Here is a 17,932-nt window from a genome sequence, read left to right on the forward strand (position 1 = left end):
CTATCCCTATTTCGATTACTTCAGCGCCAATCACTTCAGGGCAGGCGCGATGTTGATGCAGGCTTCGCAGAGACCGGCGACGGCGCCGACGGACTTGTCGAAGGCTTCCTTCTCGGTCTTGTTGAGATCGATCTCGATGATGCGCTCGACGCCGCCGGCGCCGATGACGGTGGGAACGCCGACATACATGTCCTTGACGCCGTATTGACCGGAGAGGTGGGCCGCGCAGGGCAGAACGCGCTTCTTGTCCTTGAGGTAGGATTCGGCCATCTCGATCGCCGAGGCGGCCGGGGCGTAATAGGCCGAGCCGGTCTTCAGCAGGCCGACGATTTCGGCGCCGCCATCACGGGTGCGCTGGATGATCTCTTCGAGGCGCTCCTTGGTGACCCAGCCCATGGTGACGAGATCGGTGAGCGGAATGCCGCCGACCGTCGAGTAGCGGGCGAGCGGCACCATCGTGTCGCCGTGGCCACCGAGAACGAAGGCTGTGACGTCCTGGACGGACACGTTGAATTCTTTGGCGAGGAAAAGGCGGAAGCGCGAGGAGTCAAGAACGCCAGCCATGCCGACGACCTTGTTGGCCGGAAGACCGGAAAACTTCTGCAGCGCCCAGACCATGGCGTCGAGCGGGTTGGTGATGCAGATCACGAAGGCGTTCGGCGCATACTTCTTGATGCCGGCGCCAACCTGCTCCATGACCTTGAGGTTGATGCCGAGAAGATCGTCGCGGCTCATGCCGGGCTTGCGGGCGACGCCTGCCGTGACGATGCACACGTCAGCGCCCTCGATCGCGGAATAGTCGCTGGCACCAGTCAGATTGACATCGAAGCCTTCGACCGGCGATGACTGGGAGATATCGAGACCTTTGCCCTGGGGAATGCCGTCCGCGATGTCGAAGAGAACGATGTCGCCCAGTTCCTTCAGGCCGGCGAGGTGCGCCAGCGTGCCACCAATCATGCCAGAACCAATGAGTGCGATCTTGTTACGCGCCATTTTCGCTGTTTCCTTTGCGATCAAATTCGTCGAACGGTCGCGCAAGGCACCGCCCAATGACGCAATCGCATAGACCCAAAGCCAAAAAATGGCAATTCATTATTTTTGATGCAGCGTTTTCAATCGTTTAGATACAAAAATTCTTACGTAAACGTAAGACATTCTGTCACTGAATTGTTACTCTGCGGCGCGTTTCTCATGGTGCAGCGCAAGATATTCCGCACTGCGCATCTCGAACAGGCGCGATGCCGTGCGGTCGAATTCGAAGCCCTCGGTGCCCCGGCGGTGCAGCAGCAGTTCCTCCGGCATGGCCGCCGCGGAAATGTAAAGCCGCACGGCATGATCGTAGAACGTATCGACCAGAATGATGAATCGCTTGATCTGGTTCCGCTTTTCCGGCCCGAGCAATGGAATGTGATCGACGAAGACCGTATCGAAGCGTTCGGCGATGGCCAGGAAGTCGACCGCCCCGAGCGGCTTGTCGCAGAGATCGGCGAAAGAGAACCGCGCCATGCGGTCGACGGCGAGCGGCACATGGATGTGGCGCCCCTTCATCGGGATATCCAGCGGCTGCGCCTTGCGCCCATGCAGCGCCTGCGTCCAGGACGCATCCATCGCCATGTCGTTATGCTCGTTGATCGGCACCAGGTAGACCGGCTGGCTGCTCAGCTTCTCCATCCGGTAGTCGGTCGACGAATCCAGGGTAACGACATCGACATGCTGCTTGAGCAAGGCAACGAAGGGCAGGAAGAGGCCGCGATTGAGACCATCCGCGTAGAGATTGTCGGGCTCGACGTTCGAGGTCGCGACCAGCACGCATCCGCGCGCGAAAAGCTCGGAGAACAGCCGCGACAGGATCATCGCATCGGCGATGTCGGTGACCGTGAACTCGTCGAAGCAAAGCAGTTCTGCCTCGTCGTAAAGCGCTGCGGCGACCGGCGGCATCGGATCTGCCTGCCTCGTCTCACCGTTCTTGAGCTTCAGCCGGTGCGCGGCGATGCGGTTGTGCACATCCGCCATGAATTCGTGGAAATGCGCCCGCCGTTTCTTCCTGCACGGCGCCATCGCGAAGAACATGTCCATCAGCATGGTCTTGCCGCGCCCGACGCTGCCGTGGATATAAAGCCCCTTGATGCCGTCGGCCGATTTCTTCTTGGCGGCAAACAGCCAGCCGAGCGCGCTCGACTTTGCCGCCGGCCGCCGCTGCTTCAGACCGGCGAGCACCCGGTCGAGGCTCTTTGCCACGTCCAATTGGGCAGAATCGGCCTGAAGGGCGCCCGATGCGGTCAGCGCTTTAAGCTGTTCGCAGACGCTGAGCGCATAATCCGGCATTGGTTGCATGAGGGCATATCCGCATGTCAGTCAACGGCGGAGACCCGCCGGAACATTTACCGGCTGAGACTGATCGACTGGCCTGTGCTCGTCTGTCCCTGGAAGCGGTTGTCGGCCGTCTTGTAGACGCTGCCGAGCTGGTTGCCCGAGCGGTCCTTGAGCAGCACCTGCTTGCCGGCGACCTCCCAGGAGCCCATCGCCGTCAGCTCGCCGACACAGCCACGCGTTCCGCCGCGCGAACCGCTGCCGAGATTGGTGAGCGTTAGGAACATGTCGCAGCTACCGTTGACGCGCCAGCTTCCGACCATCGATTCCTTGGTGATATCGAGCGCATTCGCGGCCATTGCACCAGGCTCAGCGCCCGGCATCGGCGCCGTCGTCGTCGGCGCGGCCGGAAACTGCGAGCCGCCGGTCGGCGGTGGAAGCTGCCCGCCCTGCACCGAGGGCACCGGCTGCGCCGTCAACGGCGCCGGACCGGCACTGGCGTTGGAGCTGTAATCATATGCCGTACGCTGACAACCGGCTAGCGACAGAACCACCACCAGACCTGTCATCGCATATCGCAACTGCATCATCATACTCCTGAATTCGGCTATCGCCGTAAAGAAACGGGCGTGAGACAAGTCCGACTATCGTAATTCGATTTGGTTAATCAAGTCGTGCTGCATAAATTGCCCGTGACAACAACTAACCGAAAAACGATACAGTTCAACTGTCCCGCTGCAAAACTTCCTGCACATAGAATTTGTCAGCAAGGTGTTGCGCGCGTTCATCTCTGTCAGGATCCCTGTCGAACTCGCGCAATGTCTCGGAATAGCGCTCAGGTGCATCCTGCAGAAGGATTACACCGGGCCGACGTGACATAGGTGACGGCTTCGGGATCGAAGCCGTCGATTCCGCCATCGGAATGCATGCTGATCAAACCCGGCGCTCGACCATCATCTTCTTGATTTCGGCGATCGCCTTGGCCGGGTTGAGGCCCTTCGGGCAGGTCTGCGCACAGTTCATGATCGTGTGGCAGCGATAGAGGCGGAATGGATCCTCGAGATTGTCGAGGCGCTCGCCGGTCGCCTCGTCTCTGGAATCGATCAGCCAGCGATAGGCCTGCAGCAGAACGGCCGGACCGAGATAGCGGTCGCCGTTCCACCAGTAGCTCGGACAGGAGGTCGAGCAGCAGGCACAGAGGATGCATTCATAGAGGCCGTCGAGCTTCTGCCGGTCCTCATGGCTCTGCTTCCATTCCTTGGCCGGCGCCGGCGACACCGTCTTCAGCCATGGCTCGATCGAACGATGCTGGGCATAGAAGTTGGTGAGGTCGGGAACCAGATCCTTGACGACGGGCAGATGCGGTAGCGGATAGATCTTCACCGCGCCCTTGATATCGTCGAGGCCCTTGGTGCAGGCGAGCGTGTTCGTGCCGTCGATATTCATCGCGCAGGAGCCGCAGATGCCCTCACGACAGGAACGGCGCAGCGTCAGCGTCGGGTCGATCTTGTTCTTGATGTAGAGCAGACCGTCGAGCACCATCGGCCCGCAGTCGTCGACATCGATATAGAAGGTATCGATAGAAGGGTTCTGACCGTCATCCGGGCTCCAGCGGTAGACGCGGAATTCGCGGGTGTTCTTGGCACCCGCCGGCTTCGGCCAGACCTTGCCTTCGCGCATCTGAGAATTCTTAGGGAGAGCGAGTTCAACCATGTCCGGTTCCTCTTGAGATCAGTACACGCGAGCCTTCGGCTCGATCTTGTGCGGATCGATGCCTTCGGCAATGAGTTCGGTATGGACCGGCCGGTAGTCGAGCTTGACCTCGCCCGCCTCGTTCACCCAGGCGAGCGTGTGTTTGCGCCAGTTGACGTCGTCGCGGCCGGCGAATGCACCCTCGGTATAGTCTTCGCGGGCATGCGAACCGCGGCTCTCCTTGCGGGCCTCGGCGCCGTAGATCGTCGTGATGGCGTTGGCCATCAGGTTCTGCAGCTCAAGCGTTTCCACAAGGTCGGAGTTCCAGATCATCGAACGGTCGGTGACCTTGATGTCCTTCATCTCGCCCCAGATTGCCGAGATGCGCTGGCAGCCCGATTCCAGCGATTCCTGCGTGCGGAAGACGGCGGCGTCTTCCTGCATGGCGCGCTGCATCTTCTCGCGCAGTTCCGCCGTCGGCGTGCCGCCGCGGGCATGACGCAGACCGTCGAAGCGGTCCATGATCTTGTCGCAGGCTGCGACATTGAGATGCGGGATCGGCGCGGCGCGGTCGATCACCTCGCCGGCGCGGATCGCAGCGGCGCGGCCGAAGACCACGAGGTCGATCAGCGAATTGGAGCCGAGGCGGTTGGCGCCGTGCACCGAGGCGCAGCCGGCTTCACCCACAGCCATCAGGCCGGGAATGATCCGTTCCGGATTGGCACCGTCGGCGTTCAGCACTTCGCCCCAATAATTCGTGGGAATGCCGCCCATATTGTAGTGAACGGTCGGCAGAACCGGGATCGGCTCGCGCGTGACGTCGACGCCGGCGAAGATCTTGGCGCTCTCGGAAATCCCCGGCAGGCGTTCATGAAGAACGGCCGGATCGAGGTGGTCGAGATGCAGGAAGATGTGGTCCTTCGCCTTGCCGACACCGCGGCCTTCGCGGATTTCCAGCGTCATGCAGCGCGAAACGACGTCGCGCGAGGCAAGGTCCTTGGCCGAAGGCGCGTAACGCTCCATGAAGCGCTCGCCCTCGGAGTTGACGAGGTAACCGCCTTCACCGCGCGCGCCTTCGGTGATCAGACAGCCCGAACCGTAGATGCCGGTCGGGTGGAACTGAACGAATTCCATGTCCTGCAGTGGCAAGCCGGCGCGCGCCACCATGCCGCCGCCGTCGCCGGTGCAGGTATGGGCTGATGTTGCCGAGAAATAGGCGCGGCCGTAGCCGCCGGTCGCCAGCACCACCATCTTGGCGGCGAAGCGATGGATCGTGCCGTCATCGAGGCACCAGGCGACGACGCCGGTGCAGCGGCTGCCGTCTTCCGACATGATCAGGTCAAGCGCGAAGTACTCGATGAAGAATTCGGCATTGTTGCGCAGCGACTGGCCGTAGAGCGTATGCAGGATGGCGTGACCGGTACGGTCGGCAACGGCGCAGGTGCGCTGTACCGGCGGGCCTTCGCCGTAATTCTGCATGTGGCCGCCGAACGGGCGCTGATAGATCTTGCCTTCTTCGTTGCGCGAGAACGGCACGCCGTAATGCTCGAGCTCATAGACCGCCTTCGGCGCTTCCATGGTGAGATACTGCATGGCGTCGACGTCGCCGAGCCAGTCGGAACCCTTGACGGTGTCGTAGAGGTGCCACTGCCAGCTATCCGGCGTCATATTGCGCAGCGAGGCGGCGATGCCACCCTGGGCCGCGACCGTATGCGACCGGGTCGGGAATACCTTGGTGATGCAGGCCGTGCGGAAACCCTGCTCGGCCATGCCGAGCGTGGCGCGCAGCCCGGCGCCACCGGCGCCGACGACGATCACGTCGTAGGAGTGATCGACATACTTGTAGGCCTTGCCATTCTGGGCGGGTGAAGTCGGTGCCATATCAGCTTATCCTACGAATGCGATTTTCAGAATGGCGAAGAGACAGAGGCTGGCGATCAGGATCGCAAAGAACGTGTTCAGCATCAGGAGAACGATCTTGCCGAACTCGCCATGCACGTAATCCTCGATGATGACCTGCATGCCGAGCTTCATGTGGATGACGCCGGAGATCACCATCAGTGCCATGACGACCGCGATGAAGGGGTTCGACAGCGCGCGAACCACATCCGCATAGGGCGCGCCGGCATAAGCGAGCATGAAGAAGACGAAGAAGAGGATGAGCGGAACATTGGCGACGGCCGTCAGCCGCTGGCGCCAGAAATGGTCCGTGCCGTCCTTGGCGGAGCCAAGCCCGCGAACCTTGCCGAGGGGGGTGCGCATATCCATGAGAGGACCTTCAGAAGCGAATGAGGAAGCCGATCACCCAGACCAGCACGGTCAGACAGAGCGACCCGACGATGTTGGCGATGGCGAGCTTGGTCGAGAACTCTTTCCCGAAGCCGTAGCCGAGATCCCACATGAAGTGGCGGAAGCCGCCGAGCATATGGTGCAGCAGCGCCCAAGTGTAGCCGAGAAGCACGAGCTTGCCGAGAAGGCTGCCGAGCACCCAGTTGGCCCAGTCATAAGAACCCTGGCCGCTTGCCGCCGCGATCAGCCACCAGGCGACGAGGATCGTGCCGACATAGAGGGCGCCACCGGTGATACGGTGGACGATGGACATGATCATGGTGGGGATAGGCTTGTAAATTTGCAAATGCGGCGACAGAGGCCGGTTATTTGTCACATTCGCCATCAGAACCTCGCGGCGGCTATTCTGCGCTCCCGAATTCGGAGCATGCTCAGTCAACCACACGAATGACAAATTTCTCTGTGTGCGTTGCATCAATTGCGACGTTTAATCACCGAGAACGCCGACGACAAGCACAATCGCTGTCTGCTTTTAATTTAATCGATTCGCGTTACCGGGAAGTTTGCGGGCTAACAAAACTGGCCCTTTCCGCTCAAATTTTGCGCTGTTTCTCCGGCCCGAATGGACAAGCTTCGGCTTTTGGCGCAATCTGGCGTTAACGATTTGTTAGGGATCGGAATTCCGGAGGCCGGCCACCCATGTTTCGAAGTCTGTCCGCAGTCGCCCTGCTTGCCCTGTCCGCGCTTGCTGCACTTCCCGCCGAAGCCGGCGACCGCCGCAGCGATCATCGCTTTCCCGGCCATCGTCACGCTTTCCACGGCGGATTACTCCTCGGCGAACGTATCGGCTGGCGCGATCGCGGCATCCGTTCCGACAACGCCTATCGATATCGGAACCGCAAAGAACGGATGCCGTTCCTGAAACAGTTTTCATCGCCGGCGACCAATCGCTTCGCCCGCAACAATCTCATCGTCGTCGTACCCCAGGCGCAGGGTGGTGGTGGCGGCACCTATGCCGGCTCTTCTTACGTCTATCAGGCCGATGGCGGAACCTATGTCGGCGGCGACGGCTATGGCTTCTATCCCACAGCACGGCCTGAGCAACTGGCACCGAAGGCGAAAGTCATCGATATCGCGGTGCAGGACGATCCCTGCGCCTATGAGGCCAATGTCTGCGTCATCCGGCCTTAGCGCATGATGCCGAGAGTGCGGAATTCCGCTCCGGCTTCGCTGACAAGGCTATGAAGAACGAACGCAGGCGGCTCAAATTTGTCCGGCCCCACTCTTTCGCGACGCGGCTACGTCAATACGGATGGCGCACATCGGCGGGAGATTCTTGTCCTCAAACGTCGCCCGCCGTGGCGTTCCACTATCCGGCATCCAAGCATCCCAGGCTCTGTTCATTTCCTCGAATGAGGCAAGGTCCCTGAGCCAGATGTTGGCGAGAATGATCTCTGACTTGTCGGTACCTTCGCGCAGCAGCATGTCATTGATGCGCTCCAGTATTTCGTTGGTCTGCGCCGTCACGCTCGCTCCCCTCGTCAGGTTTGCGACCTGGCCGGGCAGATAGGCCGCATCTGCGAGGAGAGTTTCGTCAACTTTGGCTTGCCCCATCATCGTATTCGCAGACTTCCATGAATGCTTGAGATTGGGTCGTCGACCCTTTATCCGATCACTGTGGGGCTTCGCTCGCCATTCCGGTAGAGGGAATTAAATTGACCCGATATAATGGAAGCTGAACGCTCCTAGAGCTTTTCCTGGTCAGCTTGAAGCATTCTGACCAGGAAAGGCTCTAGCTGGACAATATGGCCGTGTGCCGCGAGATGAAGTCCACAAGATAGCGCGCACCTTCGGCTGTCTCGGATTGAGCATACAGACCGATTTCGATGCGCACTGGACCGGGCAGGTCCGCCGATCGGTCAAGCGTCCGGCAGCCCTCCGGTTTCGTATTGAGCATCATTGGCGCGATACCGATACCGACGCGAACCGCGGTCGCCATGGCGACCAGCGTCGATGCGACGCACGCCGTCTTCCACTTGATGTTCCGCTGGGACAGAGCCGCAATCGTCGGGAGCGTCCAGGGACACTCCTCCTCGAACATGATGATGGGAAGCGGTTTTTCCGTATCCGCCACAAAGTCGGATCTGACCGTCCACATCAAATATTCGGTCCAGATCAGGGTCGGTTTTCGCGCGAGGCAGGTGATGTCGCAAACCACGAGATCGAGCTTCCTGTCTTCAAACAGGCTGGCGAGGCGGCGATTCGGCTCGACGATGATGTCGATCTCGACCTTCGGGTTCTGGGCTCTGAAGGCACTAAGAATGTCGATCAGGTGGCCGGCTGCGAAGTCCTCAACGACGCCGAGGCGAATGCGGTCCTCGATCATCTTGCCTGTCAGCCTTTTCCCGACCTCGTCGCTGAGGGCGACCATTTCGCGGGCATAAGCCAGCATGATCTGCCCATGGCTCGTGAGTTCGAGGCCCTTTGACGAACGCGAAAACAACGTAACGCCGACAAGCTCCTCCAGCTTGCGGATCTGCATGCTCACGGCCGCCTGCGTTCTGTTCAGCTTGACGGCTGCTCCATTGACGGTGCCGATTTCCGCGACGGTCAGAAATGCACGAAGCAGATAGGAATCAAGATCAAGCATCAGAAGCCGCATTCCATACTTTGTGGCGCTCGAGAGCCGAGGGCCTCTCTGCCCGTAAGTGGATATTGGACGAACCATGTTCTTCCCGCAACTGGTGACCCTTAGCCCGGGCGCAGTATAAGCTGCGCCCCATCAATGCCAGCTTATCGCGCGAAGAGAACGCATGCCTCGGGGGGAATGGAAACGCTGATCTCCTGCCCGCGAGCGAAAGCTATGTCTGGACGGTTCGGGCAAGCCGAGATTATGCGGTCGCCACTGGCGAGGTCCAGAACGACATGCCTGAAGGCACCGAGTGTCACGACGTCGGCAACACGTCCGGCCATAGCCCCGGCACCCGGAGTGCCGGACGATATCTCGACGCTTTCCGGCCTCACGCAAATCTCGGCGGCACCTGAAAGGCTTGCCGTGGAGGCGACCGGAAACTCCCAGCCGGATTCGGAGCGAAATTTCCGGGCCGTTCCGCCCGCGGTCGAAATCGAGCCATGGATCCAATTCGTCCGACCCATGAAATCCGCGACGAAACGCGAGTCTGGACGCCAATACACATCGTCCGGCCTGCCGGATTGCATGATTGCTCCACGGTTCATCACGAATATGCGCTCTCCCAGGCTCATCGCCTCCTCCTGGTCGTGGGTTACCACGATGGCGGTCGAGCCGACCGCGGCGAGCACATCCTTCAATTCGGTGCGCAGCTCATGCCGAAGTTTGGCGTCGAGAGCCGACAGGGGCTCATCCAGAAGAAGGAGGCTTGGATGGGTGGCGAGCGCCCGCGCAAGCGCAACACGCTGCTGCTGGCCGCCGCTCAACTGGTGCGGCCGCCGCTGTCCGAAACCGACGAGCCGGACGAGCTCAAGCATCTCGGCAATACGGCGTGGTATTTGCGCCGGCGGATGGTTGCGATGGCGAAGTCCGTAGCCGATGTTCTGTTCGACGGTCATATGCGGGAAAAGAGCGTAGTGCTGGAACAGCAGCCCGACATTGCGCTCATAGGGTTTCAACCCGGCCATCGGCTGGCCGTCGATCAAGATCGAGCCTTTGTCGGGCCGCTCGAATCCGGCAATGAGCCGAAGAATGGTGGTCTTGCCGCAGCCACTCGGCCCAAGCAGTGCGATTGTTTCACCTGGGTTCACCGAGAAGGAGATATTACCGAGGGCGACCGTTTCGCCGAAGCGCTTGCTGACCCCTTGAAATTCCACGGCAGAAATCATCGCATTGTCCTCATGAACGAAACAAACCCTGACCGACGACAGTGTCGAAGCCGACGACACGGTCCAGCACAACGATCAGCAACGCGGTGACGGCAATCAGGACCACGGCCGCTGCAGCGATCGTCAGATCGAAAGCCGCGCGCATGTTGCTGACCAGCGTAACAGGCAAGGTCGTTGCGGACGGATCGCTCAGAAACAGACTGATCGATACGTCATCCATCGAAATTGCGAAGGCGAAGATCGCGCCGGTGACGACGCCCGTCCGCATGAGCGGCAGGGTAATGGTCCAGAAGGCCTGGCGCTCGGTGGCGCCGAGAACCATTGCGGCTTCCGTCAATCGTTGGTCGCTGCCGAGAAGGCTGGCGAGACTGGTCCTTATGCAATAGGGCAATGTCACGATCACGTGGCCGAGGAGCAGGCGCGCCATACCATTTGTGATGCCGGCCTTGGAAAGGAAAAGCAGCAGGCCGAATCCAATCACGACCGGCGGGACGATGAGTGGCGAGAGAAAGGCCGAAGTCAGCGCTGCCTTTCCTGGAAAATTGCCCCGGGCAAGACCGACAGCCGCCGCAGTTCCAATCGTGACAGACAGAACCGTCGTGAGTACCGCCAAGATGAGGCTGGTACGCAGGCTGGCAAGGATATCCGCCTGGGAGACGAGCCGTTCGAACCAGTGAAGCGACAAGGCAGGTGGCGGCATCGGGCCGAGGTAGGTCCTGGCGTCGAAAGCCATGACGCATGTTATCACCAACGGGATGGCGAGGAACGCCAATCCAAGGCCGATGACACCGTAGGCAAGGGAACCGGCGATCCGGTCTCCGCTTCTCGCTGCAAGAGACTGCATGCTCATCGGAAAACCCTCCGCGCCTGCGCAAACGTTATGACAGCGACGACCGCCAGGGCCGCGGCAAGCATGACGAGCGAGATCGCCGCGCCGCTCGGGTAGTTGGCGATATCGCTGAACCGGGTGTAGATGACGTTCGACATGAAAAGCACCCGGCCCCTCCCGAGCACCATGGGAATGACGAAGGCGCTGATCGCGAAAGTCAGTGAGACAAGCGTGCTCGAGATCAGAGCCGGGAAGCTCAGGGGAAGCGTGATCGACAGATGGGCTTTCCATCCCGGCGCGCCGAGCGACTGGGCTGCATCGAGCAGACGCGGATCGATCGATTGCATCGCGCCAATCAACGTTAGCGTTGCGACCGGTATGATCGAGTGAACCAGACCGGCAATAACGACGATATTGATATATTCGCGGCTGTTGGGCGAAAGGCCCAATGTCAAGAGGAAAGGTCGGAAGATGCCGACCGATCCGAAGGTCAGTTCGATCGCGTACGTCTTGATCAGGACGCTGGAAAGAACAAGCGTAATCAAGAAGCCGAGGGTGAGTGTGCGCATCCGCGGCGAGATCCGCCGCACGATGAAATAGGCCAGCGGGAATGCCACAAGCTGGCCGATGATCGCGGCAACTCCGCCGATCCAGAAGGTCGTCAGCAGGACGCTTGCAAACGCCTGGTTTGCAAGCTCGTAATAGTTTTGAACCGTTGCCGCGGCATTTTCCACGGAGCCGACGCGTCCCGGCGTAAACTCCTTCAAGCTTTCGATTGCCAGGTTGATGAGCGGTGACAGAAAACCGAATGCGAACACCAGCAGGGCTGGCCCGAGCGTCAGGGCCGCATCTCGGCGATCCGGAATTGAAATGGCAACGGGTTGCCGCCTTACCTTGGTCATGGTGGAACAGCCTTTTCCTCGCCCTTGCGGGCCATGAGAAAGGGAGGTTGTCGAAGCCCGCGCCTACGACAACCTACCGCGGGGTGTCTTAGAGCAACGGGGCGATATCCTGCTCCCAGCGCTTGGACCAGGCATCCTGCTGTTCGAGAACTGCATTGTAGTCCGGCACATAGACGAAGCTCGAAAACTCGTCCGACGTGAAGGACAGATGCTTGAGATTGTCGGGTGTGACCGCCTTGCTGTTCAACGGCGCTTCGCCAGCCACCTTGGCGTAGAGCGAGTTCATGTCCGGGCTGATCGCGAAGTTGACGAAATCGAGCGTTGCCTTGGTGTTTGGCCTATTCTTCAGGACGCCGAAACCGCTCTGGTAGAGAAAGGCCTTGAAGTTGCTGTCCTTGGTGAAGCGCGTAACCGGGAAGTTCTTCGCCACGGCTGCCCAGCCGGGCTCGGCGAAGAAGCCGACGGAGGTCTCGCCCGACGTCAGCGAATTGGTGAAATCGATATCGGTGACGGCAACGCGGCCGATATTGCCGGATTTCGCCAATTCCGTCATGAGCTTCCACCCGGGCTCCATATTCGTTTCACTGCCGCCGGCGTGAAGGGCGAGCGCGACAATCTGGAGCATCATGCTCTGTGTCGGGCCTGGCCAGCAGATCGCGCCCTTGAGATCGGGGCTCAGCAGATCATCGATGGTCTTCACGGCGATCGGAGCCGTGTCGGTTCGGGCACCGAAATACATGCCGCCAACTGCGCGCGGGACGGCTTTGATATTGCCCTTGCCATCACGAATGATGATTTTCTCGGGAATATTCGCAAGGTTGGGAACATCTGCAGGATTGATGGTCTCGAGCCAATCCTCCTTCACCATGCTGTTGAACGAGCCTTCCCAGCCGGCGACATAGTCGTAGTCGACATTCGGCCAGACGGCCTTGATCTTCGGCAGGATGGCGCCCGCGCCGCCCTGGTGAAGAACCCAGTTGAATGTCGCCGCATTCTGGTCGGCGGCAATCTGCTTCATCGCTTCGACGACATCGCCGCCCCATTCGACGGCGGTGAGATTGCCGCTACCGGCCGCGGCGGATCTTGCAAACCCGGTCATCGTGCTGGCAATCCCCGCAGCGGCGGCGGATCCGAGGAAGCGGCGGCGTGTCATATCGTGCAACATGGTAGGTTCCCTTTGCTGTCGGCCCTCTGCCGGGCCGTTCGCATCGGAGACTGCTTGGAGGTTGCCAGCCGCGGTAGTGGGAAAATTCTCGCCGGGTTATAAAGTTTTCTGAACATCCCGATGAATGCGCTACCCGCATCGCTGAGCCTCGGCGGGTCTGAGCTATCAAGAATCGTTATATCCCCTCTCGAATTTTCGCGGTTCCAAGAGAAGTGGGCGGCGCTGATGATGACGGCAGCATCAATACCGTGGGAGCCTGCCTTGACCATTGACCGGGATTTTCTGGAAGACTTGAGAAAGCGCTTCGGCAGCGCTGCAGGCGGGGAGATGGAAGATCCGCACTTCCGCGCCGTGGCGGCGAGCGTATTCAAGGACGGCGACAGCCGCAAATGGCCCTTCGCCGATCCTGCGACCTTTCTGGATGCCCGTTTCATCGAGAACGGCTTGCGGCCCGAGGTGCTTGAGGCGCTTGACGTGGCTCTGATCGGCGTGCCGATGGACCTCGGCGTCACCAATCGCGCCGGCGCGCGGCTGGGGCCTCGGGCCGTCCGGGCGATCGAGCGTATCGGTCCCTACGAGCATGTTCTGCGTGTCGCGCCGATGGGAGGGCTAAAGGTCGCCGATGTCGGCGACGTGCCGATGCGCAGCCGGTTCGGCCTCGCCGAGTGCCATGCCGACATCGAGGCCTGCTACCGGATGATCGCGGCAACCGGGGTTATCCCGCTCTCGGTCGGCGGCGACCATTCGATCTCCGGCGCCATCCTCAAGGGCCTGGCGGCCGGCCAGCCGGTCGGCATGATCCACATCGACGCTCATTGCGACACCGCTGGTCCCTATGAGGGCTCGAAGTTCCATCACGGCGCACCCTTCCGCGAGGCGGTTCTGGCGGGCGTGCTCGATCCGAAGCGTACGATCCAGATCGGCATCCGCGGCGGCGGCGAATATCTCTGGGAGTTCTCCTTTGCCTCCGGCATGACCGTCATTCACGCGGAAGAGGTGGCGGAGATGGGCCTCAAGGCGGTGATCGCAAAGGCTCTGGAGGTCGTCGGCGCCGGTCCGACCTATCTCAGTTTCGACGTGGACAGCCTCGATCCGGCCTTCGCTCCGGGAACCGGCACGCCAGAAGTCGGCGGGCTTCAGCCGAGGGAGGCTCTGACCCTGCTGCGCGGCTTCAAGGGCATCAACTTCGTCGGCGGCGACGTCGTGGAAATCGCGCCGCAATACGACAACACCACCAACACCGCGCAGATCGCCGCGCAGGTCCTGTTCGAACTCCTGTGCCTCGCGATGTTCAGTCCCGCGGTCAGGACAAAGCTGACCTGAGAACAAGCTCCACAACGGCAGCGTGCCTCGTGCCCGCTGCCATCCATCACCTGTCGCACAACACGTCTCAAAAAGGGGAACGACATGACTGCTCTTATGAAATTACGCTTCACCGCTACTGCGGCAATTGCCGTGTTCGGCATCCTGGCAGGGGCCGCACAGGCCGACGAACTTGCCGATATCAAAGCCGCAGGCGAGATCAACATCGGCATCTTCTCCGATTTCCCGCCCTTCTCTTCGGCAAGCGCCGATATGAGCATCAAGGGCTATGACGTCGACGTCGCCCAGAAGATCGCCGACAGGCTCGGCGTGAAACTCAATCTCGTCAGCGTTACTGGCCAGAACAGGATCGCCTACCTGAACGACGACCGCGTCGACCTGCTGATGAGCGTCGGCTATTCGAAGGAGCGCGCCGAGGTTATCGATTATGCAGCCCCGTACGCCCCCTACTATATCGCCGTCATCGGTCCGACGGCGCTGAAGGTGAGCGGCAAGGAAGACCTTGCCGACAAGACAATTGCCGTCAATCGTGGGACGCTCGAAGACACGTCGCTGACGGCCGCCGCCCCCGGCTCGGCCGCGATCCAGCGCTTCGAGAACTACAATTCGGTCATCCAGGCCTTCATATCCGGCCAGACCCAGTTGATGGTCGTCGGCAACGATGTCGGTGCGCAGGTTCTGGCACGACAGGAAGCCTTGAAGCCGGAGCAGAAGTTCCAGCTCCTCAGCTCCCCCTCGCACATCGCGCTCCGCAAGGGCGAGGAAGGCCTGAAGAAGGCTGTCAATGACAGCGTCGCCGCAATGATCGCCGATGGTTCGCTCGACGCAGGCTCGAAGAGCTGGCTGAAAGCGCCGCTCAACCCGGAAAACCTGAAGGACTGACGAGGACGGCCTCCCACTCACCAGAGCATGATGCCGAAAACTGTAAGCGATTCCGGTGGCATCATGCTCCAATTCTTTGCTTGAGAGGCGGATCCAGATTTCCGGGGCGATCCGGCCCAGATCATCCGGCTCCAAAGGACATGCGATGAGATACAGCCTCGATTTCAATTGGCTTTGGGACGGAATGGGAGCTCTGGCTTATGGCGCGGGCACGACGCTTGCCCTGACGGCCTCCACATCGGTCCTCGGGATCGTTCTCAGCATTCTCGGCGCGGCCGCGCGCCGGGGACCTTATCCGTGGTTGCGCAAGGTCGTCGGCCTCTATGTGGAAATCATGCGCAATACGCCGTTCCTGGTGCAGCTGTTCTTCATCTTCTTTGGCTTGCCTAGCCTCGGCATTCGCCTCGATCCGGTCACCGCCGCCGTCCTTGCCATGACCCTCAACATGGCGGCCTACACGATCGAGGTGGTCGGGGCCGGGCTCGATGCCATACCGAGAGGCCAGAAGGAGGCGGCGCAGGCACTCGGCCTGAGGCCTCGGCTGGTGTTCTTCAAGATCATCCTGCCGCAAGCGATCGCCATCATTTTTCCGGCGCTGACGAGCCAGATCATCATCATGATGCTGGAATCGGCGGTGGTTTCGCAAATATCCGTCCGCGAGCTGGCGCAGGAGGCCGATCTGCTTCAGTCGCGCACCTTCCGCTCCTTCGAGACCTATCTGGTGGCAACGTTGATCTACCTTTCGATGTCCGCCGCACTTCGCCGGCTCCTTGTCGCCGGGAAACGCCGTTTTCTGGGAGCCGGTCTGGCATGATTGAGTTCACCTTCTGGGACATTCTGCGCAATCTTGTCTTCGCGACACGCTGGACCCTTGTGCTTTCGCTCGCAGCCTTTGCCGGCGGCGCCATCGTTGGCCTGGCGATCCTGTCTGCACGGATATCGAAAACGCGCTGGCCGCGCAGCTTCGCGTCCGGCTACATTGCCCTGTTTCAGGGGACGCCGCTCCTCATGCAGCTCTTTCTGATGTTCTTCGGCCTGCCGATGCTCGGTTTTCGGATCGAGTCATGGACCGCGGCCGTCTGCGGCCTGACGTTCTATGCCAGCGCTTATCTTGCGGAAATCTGGCGGAGCGGCGTCGAGGCGGTGCCGCGCGGGCAATGGGACGCCGCAGCCAGCCTGGGCTTGCATCGTCTCCTCGAACTTCGCCTTGTCATCCTGCCGCAGGCTTTCCGGATCACGCGCGCGCCGACCGTCGGGTTCTTGGTCCAGTTGATCAAGAGCACCGCACTGGCCTCGATCCTCGGCTTCGACGAACTGCTGAAAACCGCAAACGCCATCAACAACGCGACCTTCGAACCTTTCAAGGTCTACGGTCTCGTCGCGGTGATCTTCTTCACCCTGTGCTATCCGCTGACGCAATACGCCAGAATTCTGGAGAAGAAAGCGGCGTTTGGCTGAGCGGTGTTCAGTGCTCCGCATTCCGATTGCAGCGAGGTGCCCAAAAGGCCGACGCCGGTTGAAAAGCTGGTGCGCCGCGCGGCGGCGACGCGGCTCTCGTTCAATCACACGGAACTCGCCTTATCCCGCAGTTAGAACTTCCTGAGAGATCGCTTCAATGACCGACACACAAATCCGTATTCTCGATGCCCGGACAACGGGCGAGCTCCTACCGTTCGGCGCGCTGGTCGCGACCCTGCGGCAAGCATTTGCTGAAGGCTGTGTCGTGCCGGTACGGCATCACCACACGATAACCAATAGCGGCGAGCTGGATGCGACGCTGCTTCTGATGCCGGCCTGGCATGAAACGCACCGGTCGGAGCGCTACCTTGGCATCAAGATCGTCACCGTCTTTCCCGGCAACACGGTGCGCGGCATTCCCGGTTTGACCTCGACTTATATGCTCTATGATGGTCGGACCGGGATGCAGCTTGCGCTACTTGACGGAAACACGATCACGACGCGCCGGACGGTAGCGGCATCGGCCCTTGCTGCGGACTATCTTGCCCGAAAGGACGCTCGCCGTCTGCTGGTGATCGGCGCTGGCCGCGTCGCGAGCCTCATACCTGATGCTTATCGCGCCGTCCGGCCGATCGCGCATGTCGATATCTGGGATATCGATCCCGCCAGCGCCGAACGGCTGGCGCAGAGCCTCCGGCAACAGGGGCTCCAGGCCGCTGCGGTCACGGACCTGGAAGCCGCGGCGCGGCAAGCCGATATCGTCAGCGCAGCGACGCTGGCGACAGCACCGCTTATCCGCGGCGAATGGCTGCGGCCGGGCACCCACGTCGACCTGATCGGCGGCTTCACCCCGGCGATGCGCGAAGCGGATGACGAGGCGCTTCGCCGCTCCTCGCTCTATATCGACACGCACGAAGCCCTTCACGAAGCGGGCGATCTGGTTCAGCCGATCAGAGCCGGCATCATTTCTACAGATGCGGTGCGTGCGACACTTGACGAGCTGTGCCGCCGGGATGTTCCAGCGCGGACGTCCAACGATGAGATCACTCTCTACAAGGCAGTCGGAACGGCGTTGGCTGATCTTGCCGCCGCGACGATGGTGTATGAAGCCGCTTTGATCGCCGGCTGACGTCTTTTGGTCCGGGCAATCGCGAATGATCGGAACGGAAGATCCTCGATTTTTCTAAAGGAGGACTGATCACCCTCAGCATACGGGCTCCCTGT

General features: G+C 60.7%; 19 protein-coding genes. 6 read left to right on the forward strand and 13 right to left on the reverse strand.

Annotated features, from left to right (window positions below; translation table 11 throughout):
- Positions 1 to 30: 30 nt before the first annotated feature.
- From mdh to sdhC, 7 genes are all read right to left on the reverse strand, one after another.
- Complete coding sequence (gene mdh / locus C3Y91_RS04440) at positions 31 to 993, reverse strand: malate dehydrogenase (RefSeq protein ID WP_003543522.1); 963 nt, start codon at positions 991 to 993, stop codon at positions 31 to 33.
- 177 nt (positions 994 to 1,170) lie between these two features.
- Positions 1,171 to 2,334, reverse strand: a complete 1,164-nt coding sequence (zapE, locus tag C3Y91_RS04445; protein ID WP_018069071.1) for a cell division protein ZapE — start codon at positions 2,332 to 2,334, stop codon at positions 1,171 to 1,173.
- A gap of 47 nt (positions 2,335 to 2,381) precedes the next feature.
- Positions 2,382 to 2,897 (reverse strand): protease inhibitor Inh/omp19 family protein, encoded by a 516-nt coding sequence (locus tag C3Y91_RS04450; RefSeq protein WP_011653815.1) that lies wholly within the window; start codon positions 2,895 to 2,897, stop codon positions 2,382 to 2,384.
- A 346-nt stretch (positions 2,898 to 3,243) separates the two neighbouring features.
- Positions 3,244 to 4,023 carry a succinate dehydrogenase iron-sulfur subunit gene (locus tag C3Y91_RS04455; protein ID WP_003567268.1) on the reverse strand — a complete coding sequence of 260 codons (780 nt, stop codon included), beginning with the start codon at positions 4,021 to 4,023 and terminating at the stop codon, positions 3,244 to 3,246.
- Positions 4,024 to 4,041: 18 nt separating this feature from the next.
- Positions 4,042 to 5,883: a succinate dehydrogenase flavoprotein subunit gene (gene sdhA / locus C3Y91_RS04460; protein ID WP_024320363.1), complete on the reverse strand. Its 1,842-nt coding sequence runs from the start codon at positions 5,881 to 5,883 to the stop codon at positions 4,042 to 4,044.
- Between the two features lie 6 nt (positions 5,884 to 5,889).
- Positions 5,890 to 6,270 carry a succinate dehydrogenase, hydrophobic membrane anchor protein gene (gene sdhD / locus C3Y91_RS04465; protein WP_018069073.1) on the reverse strand — a complete coding sequence of 127 codons (381 nt, stop codon included), beginning with the start codon at positions 6,268 to 6,270 and terminating at the stop codon, positions 5,890 to 5,892.
- Positions 6,271 to 6,280: 10 nt separating this feature from the next.
- Positions 6,281 to 6,676 (reverse strand): succinate dehydrogenase, cytochrome b556 subunit, encoded by a 396-nt coding sequence (gene sdhC / locus C3Y91_RS04470; RefSeq protein ID WP_024320364.1) that lies wholly within the window; start codon positions 6,674 to 6,676, stop codon positions 6,281 to 6,283.
- 314 nt (positions 6,677 to 6,990) lie between these two features.
- Between sdhC and C3Y91_RS04475 the strand changes: the two genes are divergently transcribed.
- Positions 6,991 to 7,482, forward strand: coding sequence for a hypothetical protein (locus tag C3Y91_RS04475; RefSeq protein WP_024320365.1), 492 nt, complete (start codon positions 6,991 to 6,993; stop codon positions 7,480 to 7,482).
- A gap of 72 nt (positions 7,483 to 7,554) precedes the next feature.
- On the opposite strand, the gene C3Y91_RS04480 is transcribed toward C3Y91_RS04475, so the two are convergent.
- The 6 genes from C3Y91_RS04480 to C3Y91_RS04505 form a co-directional block, all read right to left on the reverse strand.
- A complete protein-coding gene (locus tag C3Y91_RS04480; RefSeq protein ID WP_012759284.1) occupies positions 7,555 to 7,908 on the reverse strand; it encodes a RidA family protein in 354 nt (117 codons plus the stop codon).
- A 175-nt stretch (positions 7,909 to 8,083) separates the two neighbouring features.
- On the reverse strand, positions 8,084 to 8,953 hold the full coding sequence (locus C3Y91_RS04485) for a LysR family transcriptional regulator (protein WP_017966244.1): 870 nt from the start codon (positions 8,951 to 8,953) through the stop codon (positions 8,084 to 8,086).
- A gap of 131 nt (positions 8,954 to 9,084) precedes the next feature.
- Entirely contained in the window at positions 9,085 to 10,149 is a 1,065-nt protein-coding gene (locus C3Y91_RS04490; protein WP_024320366.1) for an ABC transporter ATP-binding protein, read from the reverse strand.
- A gap of 10 nt (positions 10,150 to 10,159) precedes the next feature.
- Complete coding sequence (locus C3Y91_RS04495; RefSeq protein WP_024320367.1) at positions 10,160 to 10,999, reverse strand: ABC transporter permease; 840 nt, start codon at positions 10,997 to 10,999, stop codon at positions 10,160 to 10,162.
- Complete coding sequence (locus tag C3Y91_RS04500) at positions 10,996 to 11,880, reverse strand: ABC transporter permease (protein WP_024320368.1); 885 nt, start codon at positions 11,878 to 11,880, stop codon at positions 10,996 to 10,998. Before C3Y91_RS04500 ends, C3Y91_RS04495 begins: the two co-directional genes overlap by 4 nt.
- An 88-nt stretch (positions 11,881 to 11,968) precedes the next feature.
- Positions 11,969 to 13,045: an extracellular solute-binding protein gene (locus C3Y91_RS04505; protein ID WP_024320369.1), complete on the reverse strand. Its 1,077-nt coding sequence runs from the start codon at positions 13,043 to 13,045 to the stop codon at positions 11,969 to 11,971.
- Between the two features lie 261 nt (positions 13,046 to 13,306).
- On the opposite strand from C3Y91_RS04505, the gene speB reads away from it, so the two are divergent.
- From speB to lhpI, 5 genes are all read left to right on the forward strand, one after another.
- Positions 13,307 to 14,368, forward strand: a complete 1,062-nt coding sequence (speB, locus tag C3Y91_RS04510) for an agmatinase (RefSeq protein WP_174826943.1) — start codon at positions 13,307 to 13,309, stop codon at positions 14,366 to 14,368.
- A gap of 84 nt (positions 14,369 to 14,452) precedes the next feature.
- Entirely contained in the window at positions 14,453 to 15,250 is a 798-nt protein-coding gene (locus tag C3Y91_RS04515) for a transporter substrate-binding domain-containing protein (protein WP_018069081.1), read from the forward strand.
- 145 nt (positions 15,251 to 15,395) lie between these two features.
- Positions 15,396 to 16,064, forward strand: a complete 669-nt coding sequence (locus tag C3Y91_RS04520) for an amino acid ABC transporter permease (protein WP_018069082.1) — start codon at positions 15,396 to 15,398, stop codon at positions 16,062 to 16,064.
- Positions 16,061 to 16,708 (forward strand): amino acid ABC transporter permease, encoded by a 648-nt coding sequence (locus tag C3Y91_RS04525; RefSeq protein WP_168575083.1) that lies wholly within the window; start codon positions 16,061 to 16,063, stop codon positions 16,706 to 16,708. Before C3Y91_RS04520 ends, C3Y91_RS04525 begins: the two co-directional genes overlap by 4 nt.
- Before the next feature lie 157 nt (positions 16,709 to 16,865).
- Entirely contained in the window at positions 16,866 to 17,837 is a 972-nt protein-coding gene (gene lhpI, locus C3Y91_RS04530) for a bifunctional Delta(1)-pyrroline-2-carboxylate/Delta(1)-piperideine-2-carboxylate reductase (RefSeq protein ID WP_018069084.1), read from the forward strand.
- The last annotated feature ends 95 nt before the right edge of the window (positions 17,838 to 17,932 follow it).

This window comes from Rhizobium ruizarguesonis (assembly GCF_012349115.1).
Classification (GTDB): Bacteria; Pseudomonadota; Alphaproteobacteria; order Rhizobiales; family Rhizobiaceae; genus Rhizobium; species Rhizobium ruizarguesonis.

What these genes read in the sequence shown, in the direction of transcription:
- C3Y91_RS04505 (WP_024320369.1), bottom strand. Translation starts at nt 13,045, where the DNA reads ATGTTGCACGATATGACACGCCGCCGCTTCCTCGGATCCGCCGCCGCT.
- C3Y91_RS04500 (WP_024320368.1), bottom strand. Translation starts at nt 11,880, where the DNA reads ATGACCAAGGTAAGGCGGCAACCCGTTGCCATTTCAATTCCGGATCGC.
- C3Y91_RS04490 (WP_024320366.1), bottom strand. Translation starts at nt 10,149, where the DNA reads ATGATTTCTGCCGTGGAATTTCAAGGGGTCAGCAAGCGCTTCGGCGAA.
- lhpI (WP_018069084.1), top strand. Translation starts at nt 16,866, where the DNA reads ATGACCGACACACAAATCCGTATTCTCGATGCCCGGACAACGGGCGAG.
- C3Y91_RS04515 (WP_018069081.1), top strand. Translation starts at nt 14,453, where the DNA reads ATGACTGCTCTTATGAAATTACGCTTCACCGCTACTGCGGCAATTGCC.
- C3Y91_RS04495 (WP_024320367.1), bottom strand. Translation starts at nt 10,999, where the DNA reads ATGAGCATGCAGTCTCTTGCAGCGAGAAGCGGAGACCGGATCGCCGGT.
- C3Y91_RS04455 (WP_003567268.1), bottom strand. Translation starts at nt 4,023, where the DNA reads ATGGTTGAACTCGCTCTCCCTAAGAATTCTCAGATGCGCGAAGGCAAG.
- zapE (WP_018069071.1), bottom strand. Translation starts at nt 2,334, where the DNA reads ATGCAACCAATGCCGGATTATGCGCTCAGCGTCTGCGAACAGCTTAAA.
- C3Y91_RS04450 (WP_011653815.1), bottom strand. Translation starts at nt 2,897, where the DNA reads ATGCAGTTGCGATATGCGATGACAGGTCTGGTGGTGGTTCTGTCGCTA.
- C3Y91_RS04520 (WP_018069082.1), top strand. Translation starts at nt 15,396, where the DNA reads ATGAGATACAGCCTCGATTTCAATTGGCTTTGGGACGGAATGGGAGCT.
- C3Y91_RS04485 (WP_017966244.1), bottom strand. Translation starts at nt 8,953, where the DNA reads ATGCGGCTTCTGATGCTTGATCTTGATTCCTATCTGCTTCGTGCATTT.
- sdhC (WP_024320364.1), bottom strand. Translation starts at nt 6,676, where the DNA reads ATGGCGAATGTGACAAATAACCGGCCTCTGTCGCCGCATTTGCAAATT.
- mdh (WP_003543522.1), bottom strand. Translation starts at nt 993, where the DNA reads ATGGCGCGTAACAAGATCGCACTCATTGGTTCTGGCATGATTGGTGGC.
- C3Y91_RS04480 (WP_012759284.1), bottom strand. Translation starts at nt 7,908, where the DNA reads ATGATGGGGCAAGCCAAAGTTGACGAAACTCTCCTCGCAGATGCGGCC.
- sdhA (WP_024320363.1), bottom strand. Translation starts at nt 5,883, where the DNA reads ATGGCACCGACTTCACCCGCCCAGAATGGCAAGGCCTACAAGTATGTC.
- C3Y91_RS04525 (WP_168575083.1), top strand. Translation starts at nt 16,061, where the DNA reads ATGATTGAGTTCACCTTCTGGGACATTCTGCGCAATCTTGTCTTCGCG.
- sdhD (WP_018069073.1), bottom strand. Translation starts at nt 6,270, where the DNA reads ATGGATATGCGCACCCCCCTCGGCAAGGTTCGCGGGCTTGGCTCCGCC.
- C3Y91_RS04475 (WP_024320365.1), top strand. Translation starts at nt 6,991, where the DNA reads ATGTTTCGAAGTCTGTCCGCAGTCGCCCTGCTTGCCCTGTCCGCGCTT.